10 protein-coding genes are annotated in these 6,386 nt (G+C 44.9%); all 10 read right to left on the bottom strand.

The annotated features are described in order from the left end of the window. Positions 1-69: 69 nt before the first annotated feature. A complete protein-coding gene (locus tag J2W69_RS19650) occupies positions 70-249 on the bottom strand; it encodes a hypothetical protein (protein WP_310281740.1) in 180 nt (59 codons plus the stop codon). A gap of 48 nt (positions 250-297) precedes the next feature. Next, positions 298-1,188: a diguanylate cyclase domain-containing protein gene (locus J2W69_RS19645; protein ID WP_310281737.1), complete on the bottom strand. Its 891-nt coding sequence runs from the start codon at positions 1,186-1,188 to the stop codon at positions 298-300. Positions 1,189-1,226: 38 nt separating this feature from the next. Next, positions 1,227-2,003, bottom strand: a complete 777-nt coding sequence (locus tag J2W69_RS19640; protein ID WP_310281734.1) for a Crp/Fnr family transcriptional regulator — start codon at positions 2,001-2,003, stop codon at positions 1,227-1,229. Between the two features lie 411 nt (positions 2,004-2,414). Beyond that, complete coding sequence (locus tag J2W69_RS19635; RefSeq protein WP_310281731.1) at positions 2,415-2,705, bottom strand: hypothetical protein; 291 nt, start codon at positions 2,703-2,705, stop codon at positions 2,415-2,417. Positions 2,706-2,827: 122 nt separating this feature from the next. Then, positions 2,828-3,322: a hypothetical protein gene (locus J2W69_RS19630; protein WP_310281727.1), complete on the bottom strand. Its 495-nt coding sequence runs from the start codon at positions 3,320-3,322 to the stop codon at positions 2,828-2,830. 199 nt (positions 3,323-3,521) lie between these two features. After that, a complete protein-coding gene (locus tag J2W69_RS19625; protein ID WP_310281725.1) occupies positions 3,522-4,301 on the bottom strand; it encodes an alpha/beta fold hydrolase in 780 nt (259 codons plus the stop codon). A 103-nt stretch (positions 4,302-4,404) separates the two neighbouring features. Beyond that, positions 4,405-4,956, bottom strand: coding sequence for an AAA family ATPase (locus J2W69_RS19620; protein WP_310281722.1), 552 nt, complete (start codon positions 4,954-4,956; stop codon positions 4,405-4,407). Positions 4,957-5,001: 45 nt separating this feature from the next. Continuing rightward, positions 5,002-5,412, bottom strand: a complete 411-nt coding sequence (locus J2W69_RS19615) for a DUF2784 domain-containing protein (RefSeq protein WP_310281719.1) — start codon at positions 5,410-5,412, stop codon at positions 5,002-5,004. 75 nt (positions 5,413-5,487) lie between these two features. Then, a complete protein-coding gene (locus J2W69_RS19610; protein ID WP_310281716.1) occupies positions 5,488-5,988 on the bottom strand; it encodes a DUF2937 family protein in 501 nt (166 codons plus the stop codon). A gap of 39 nt (positions 5,989-6,027) precedes the next feature. Then, positions 6,028-6,333, bottom strand: coding sequence for a hypothetical protein (locus J2W69_RS19605; protein WP_310281713.1), 306 nt, complete (start codon positions 6,331-6,333; stop codon positions 6,028-6,030). Between the last annotated feature and the right edge of the window lie 53 nt (positions 6,334-6,386).

Below are 6,386 nucleotides of genomic sequence, written 5' to 3'. Positions count from 1 at the left end.
CAGCTGATCCAGTAATTGGTCTGTAATTGGCATTCTTTATCCCTTCCAAGGAGTTAGGTAGAATGCCACTTACACAGATTTTTTTACACTCTCGCTTTGATTTTTTTCATTTACTGTAATTTCCGTACTCGCTTCATGTTCTGAGTCTTCAGTGTAAGAAGCTGAATCTATTTCGCGGCACAACGTCAACGCCTGCATTTTGTTTAACTGACGAAATCGAAAACTGATGTCCATCGTTGAATTATTCATCTTACCCATCTTTATCTTTTTGCATCCAGAGCTGCTTTTCAGAGCTCATTAGTCAGGTTCTGTATCGCTGTGATGTCGGAACAACACCACTTGCTGCGCCGTTCCTTTAGCCTGATACATGGCTGTATCAGCGTGTTTAATCAGCAGCTGCGCCGTATCACCATCAGCCGGAAAGAGCGCAATACCTATACTGATTTTTACATGCAACGTCATACCGCTTAAGGTAACAGCTTCAGCCACCCGCACAGCTAACTTTTTAGCCAGGGCCAGCACATCATTTTTGTCTTTCACTTCAAGCAGCAAACAAACAAATTCGTCACCACCCCAGCGACTGACCATATCGCCATCACGAACAAAAGATTTTAACCGGTTTGCCACCATCAACAACACTTTGTCGCCCACCTCATGACCATGACTGTCGTTAATCTGTTTAAACTTGTCCACGTCGATAAACATCACAGCCAGGCCCCAGCCCTGCCGTTTTGCCTGAGCCAGCCCCTGATCCAGAGCCTGCTCATAGGAAGCTCGATTCGCTAAGCCGGTCAGAGCATCGGTCAGTGCCAGTTGTTGCGCCTGCTGCCCCGCCACCTGAGACTGTAATAAATCATCGCGCACTGTGGCTAAGTCAGCCTTCATGGTATCAAGCTCAGATTCAATACCTATACGCACCGCAATTTCATTGGCCAGTTTAACGTTCACTCTTTTTAAATCTTCTGCCGCTTTTGCCACTCTGATTTCAGCGTCTGCATTTTGAGTGAGAGCTATCCTCATGGTTTGAATTGAAGCATTTTCTTGCTTTAAAACATCATTCACCGACGCCAGTTCACCGGCTGCTCTGCCAACATCTATTTTAATTTCTTCATTTTTTTTCAGTACACCATGCAGCGTCGCCCTTTTGACGCTCACCTTTTTCACGGGCACTTGCGGTTTTGCTGACATGGTTACCTCTTTATAAAAACAACAGCTTCAGAACCAGCTTAAACCGTTGGCAGTTTGACCACCGGAATAGCAGCTACATTAGTGATCACTTGTCGTTGTGGCAGATAAGGCAATAATAATTCAGTTTCCTTTTTAACTACTCCGTAGCATTCGCAACTCAAGGTTTCCAGTTTATCTCTGTCCAGCACCTTAATCAGGCCACGCGAATACGAAATGACGCCCTGCTGCTGCAGCTTTAATGCAGCCTGTGTTACCCCTTCACGGCGTACGCCCAGCATATTGCCAATAAACTCCTGCGTCATCGTCAACTGATTATGTGACAAGCGGTCCATAGACAATAACAGCCAGCGGCAGAGCTGCTGATCGATGGAGTGGTGCCTGTTGCATACTGCAGTCTGAGCCACTTGGGTGATCAGGGCCTGGGTGTAACGCAACATCAACAGCAATAACTGACCATGCCGGTTAAATTCTTCTTTCACCATAGGCCGTGGCAAACGATAAGCGTGGCCGGCACTTTGCACTATAGAGCGGCTTGGTGTGCCCTGTCCGCCCATAAACAAGGAGATACCTAACAACCCTTCATTCCCCACCACCAGAATGGCTGTAGAGGCGCCATTCTCCATAATGTACTGTAGCGACACTATGGCGTCCGTTGGAAAATAAACATGGCGCATAGTACGGCCTGATTCGTACATCAAAGAGCGCAGTGGCAGCGGCACCAATTCCAGATGCGGAAACAAACGCGCCTGAACATCAGGCGCTAAAGCCGCCAGCAGATGATTTTGCTGCGGATGCGGTTTGGGTTTTGTTGACATGCAATTCCTCTAATTGGAATGGTGATCCGGATCCGGTTAAACCGGCTGAAGATACTGCGTAGCTCAAAACAACTTCTGTGCGATATCGCACCCAAGCTCAACTTCACTTAACAAAATATCAGGTCAAAAACCAGTTCTAAGTGCATTGCAGTCAAAGGAAAAAAAGCAGATGTTTTAAGCCAGGATGCAACTGAAAACCTTGTGGTCTTTTCACTTACAAAAATCATACAAGAACTGTACGGATCGCCTTTGCAGGATAGAGGCGAAGAAATGACTAAAGGCGCTTAACATAACACAGTAACCAGGCTGGGATGCAGATATTAATTCCGCTTAAGGAGTATCTGATGCAGCAAGCATCCAACTTTTTAAGCGAAGAGCTACCAATGCAGTTCGAACTCTATAGCTGAGCTTTTAAACCAAAGCCGCATACACACTATTTAAACCAGCTGCAGCACCACAAAACACAGCTGAAAGCAAAGCGACAACACGAACTCGCTGATAATACTTTTGCTGCTCAATAGCCAGAGGCTGCACTCGTTGTCTGCCTGTCATAAAAAGCACAACAGACAATAGCAATAAGCCAGGCATCAGAAAAGGGGTTTGACTAAACACAACAGCTATCGCAGCTGCCACAACCAACAGGGACAAGCCAAACCAAAGGCTGGCAAGCACCATATTGTGAGGTGGTTTTTCTGTATACAAAGGATCATCTCCTATTTCGAACAGCTCCAAAACAACAGAAAACAGCGGTCTTCGGCTGTTTTCTGTTGTTAATTAGTTACTCCTTAAAAATTAAAAAACATTACTTAATTTTAACACTTTGCTCAACATTCCTGAGCGTATTTTTCTTCAAAATCGGTCACTGTAACAGCTGTATACTTTTCAACAAAAGCGGCCAGATGACCAATGTTGTTAAAGCTGTTGGCAAAGGCTTCTTCCTTACCGTGCTTTGTTCTTGAGATTTGTACAGAATAGCCTTCAGGCTCTTTCAATAGAGTCACCGTTGTTTTGCCCGTACCGTTCAGCTTTTCGACAACCAAAACAGGTTCAGCTGTGAGCAATGCATCAAGCAAATCTGCTTTTAAATTATCTTTGTTTTGCAACCAGACAGCACTATCGGCCTTACTGTATTGATACAAAGCATATATAACTGGCAGGCTCAATACAGTCGCTACTATGACCTCCAGTGATTGTTTCCCGTCGGCCCAAAAAGCCGCAACCAGCTGTATTAAGGTTGCAATAGAAACCAGATAAAAGAACCGACGCCAGACAGCCGTATTCCAAATCCTCTTTTCCAGTGCATAACCAAAAAATCCCAACAAATAGACCATCGAAAGCAAGGTACTGATTAGATTGGCAAATGAAAACTGCTCTACTAAAATGCTGCCATAAACACTGAAGGCAATAAGCACCAGATAAACAATACCATAGCTTACTAACAAACTTTTCTTCATCTAAAGCTCCACTTGGTTAGCATCTTTCACTACAGCCTTTGTCGTTCAATAAACTGACCAGTGATTAATCTGACTCTGATTTCTCCAGCAATAACTGCAGTTCACTCAGCACCAATTCCGGCTCATCAAACTGTACGTAGTGGCCACTTTTTTTGGTTAATACAGCCCGGCCTTGCGGAAAGGCTGTTGCCCATTGCTGCCACATCTCACCCCACATCTGGCGGGCCTGATCGGTGAAAAACAGGTTGCCTGGCTTTTCATAAATTTTAACCGAAGCAATAACTGTGACAGGCATATCTTTGATTTGCGGGTGATCCGGCAGTGGCCTTTTGCTCCAGAAATCCAGATACTGATTCGACATGCCATTGGCCATATCATCCAGCTTAATTTGCGCTATTTCGCGATTCGCTCGCTGCAAATCGATAGCACGCATAATATCCACATCATGCTCAGAGGAAGGGTCAAGCAGCAATAGTGCTTTCACTTGCGCAGGGTAAGTGGCGGCAAAATCACGGGCTATACTGCCGCCATAGGAATGCGCTACCAGTATGACAGGAGTTTTGATATTCAGTTTGATTAGCAACTCGCTGGCATAATCGGCGTAATCACGAGACGTAAAATGGCGCTTTATAGCGGTGGAATTGCCGTTGCCAACCCTGGAGTAACGGATCACAGTGGCCTGCTTTGCCACCTGCTGAAATACCGGTTCCCAATCCGACATGGCAGCACCACCACCTGCTTCCAGCAAAATGATAGTTTTGCCGCTTCCCGCCATTTCATATTCAAGTTCAGCATCTTTCACCTGCACTAATTTGCTGCCAGCAGCAGAAAGGGAAAAAGACATAACAGCAATGATTAAACTCAGTGATATAAATGCGTTGTAAAACATACTCTTCCTTGCTTAAACCACTTTCGCGGACAGCAACATTCTATAGTTGAAAAGCAGTTCAGGTGAACGTTTTTTTCTGGTGTTTAGCCAGATAATGTTCAATTTCAAGGGCTGATTGCTGAACAGTTAATCCGGTGCTGTTGAGATGGAAAGTTTCAACTTCGGCTATATCGACAGAAAAATCGAATCTGTTCAGATAGTCTTCAAGATAAAGTTTCGATTGAATTTTATTGGTGTTTTTCCGTTGTTCAGAAGTCACCCGACTGATGTGTTCTTCCTGATCACAGGATAATCTGACAAAGTCGGCCTTGATCTGATACTCATTGAGCAGCTCAAAAAGGCCTTCGATAAAGTAATTGCTGGCCGGATAAACGTAACAGAAGGTAAAGACGATTCCTGCAACTTTCTTGTCAATCAGCGCTCTGAAGGCGTCTAAGCAAATCTTGCGTTGGTACTTTTCAAAGCCCGTATTACCAAAGCCCACAACAGCACAAGCAATATCAAAAGCCAGATGCTGAGGAAATAGATGTAAACCATTTTGTCTTGCCAGCTCACGTCCGACGCTTTCTTTGCCAACGCCTGAGGCACCATAAATCATCACAAATTTCATGCTTATCTTCCTTGAATAATAAAAAGTCGCATAATGCACTGAAACTCACTCTTTATCGATACGGCCTTTTGGCCGAACAACAAACCAGCTGGCCAAAACCAGTAAGCCAAAAGCACTGTACAACAGAATAAATACCCATTCGGGCGCTGTGTAAAACAGCAACTGATGCAACCAATGCTGGATAAAAGAGCCTGAGTAAGTCACAACCCCAGCTTCTTTTCGAAGTGCCATTTCCCAAATAGTTAAAGGGCAAATAACACCCAACCAGGATTGCAGGACCACTATGCCGATAGCGAACAAATGCAGCAACCGAAAAGCCATATTTCTGACCCACAGCCAGTTCAGAAAATAGCCCAGATAAATAGCCACAAGCCCAAAGACAACAAAACAGACAAAAAGCACATGCACCAGCAAAATCGCATCTGCCAATACAAGCAGCAGCAGTTCTCTGGACATGGCATTTCCTCTCAATGTCTGTTTATGGGCAGTGACCAGACAACAAACAAAACCAGTTCAACACCCCACTTGCTGTTAGTACTGATCTGCACGACGGTCGGAGCGCATTAGTCTGAACGGCAACATAATCAGCATATTTAATAACAATGCCAACACCACAGCAAACAGCAAGCCACTTGCATTCAGCGGTATACCCACTTTGAAATTCTGTAGCACTTCCTTCACCACATGAACTCTGTCGGGGTGCAACATAAAGACCATCTTCTCTAACAAATTGCCATGGGCAAAGATCTCCATGCCGCTGGTTAACTCCTGCAATAACTCAACAGTCTGCAGCTTTTGTTCCGCATCCGTTCTGACACTGGGTTCAGCGTTTTTCAGGTGGTTATCAATCATAGAGTTCACGTCAGCAAACTGATGGGCTTTTGCTGTAGCTTCGTAGCCATCCACTTGCCATTTAGTGGCGCTGTAAAGGCCAGACAAATACTGATGGTAATGATCGACTAGCAAAGGCATTTGCAGCGCAAAAATTAACGCTGCACCAAAAACCAACTTATCAAGCAGTCTTCCAATCAAAATTAAGCGTCCTGTATCCGGTTATCGAACTAAAAATAGTTATGCTGTGAAGGCAAACACCAGGGCCAGCATTAAAACAGCCAGTCCCCAGGGAAAGGGCGACGCCCACCAGCTTAAAGGCTTTTCCCGCCCGGTAACAGTAGCATGGTGCAGCTGTGTGGTTTTTTCGTTATTGGGTTCAAACTTCGCCTTTAATTGCGGCCCGGGAAATAGCCCAAAGGTGATCCCCAGTACTATCGAATACCAGCCTGCGTTTGAGTGTGCCGGAAAATACCAAAGCATAAAGAGGCCAATACTCAGCAATATGCAACAGCTGATCAGTTCAATTTTTGTAGGTAGTTTCATCATGTTAACCCGTCTGGACCAACAGATTAAAAGGCAACATTTTGCACTGAACT

Origin of the sequence: Rheinheimera soli, assembly GCF_031457405.1 — a bacterium.
GTDB classification, from domain to species: domain Bacteria; phylum Pseudomonadota; class Gammaproteobacteria; order Enterobacterales; family Alteromonadaceae; genus Pararheinheimera; species Pararheinheimera soli_A.
The sequence above is the reverse complement of the archived record's forward strand: the minus strand, read 5'-3'. Positions and strand labels throughout refer to the sequence as shown.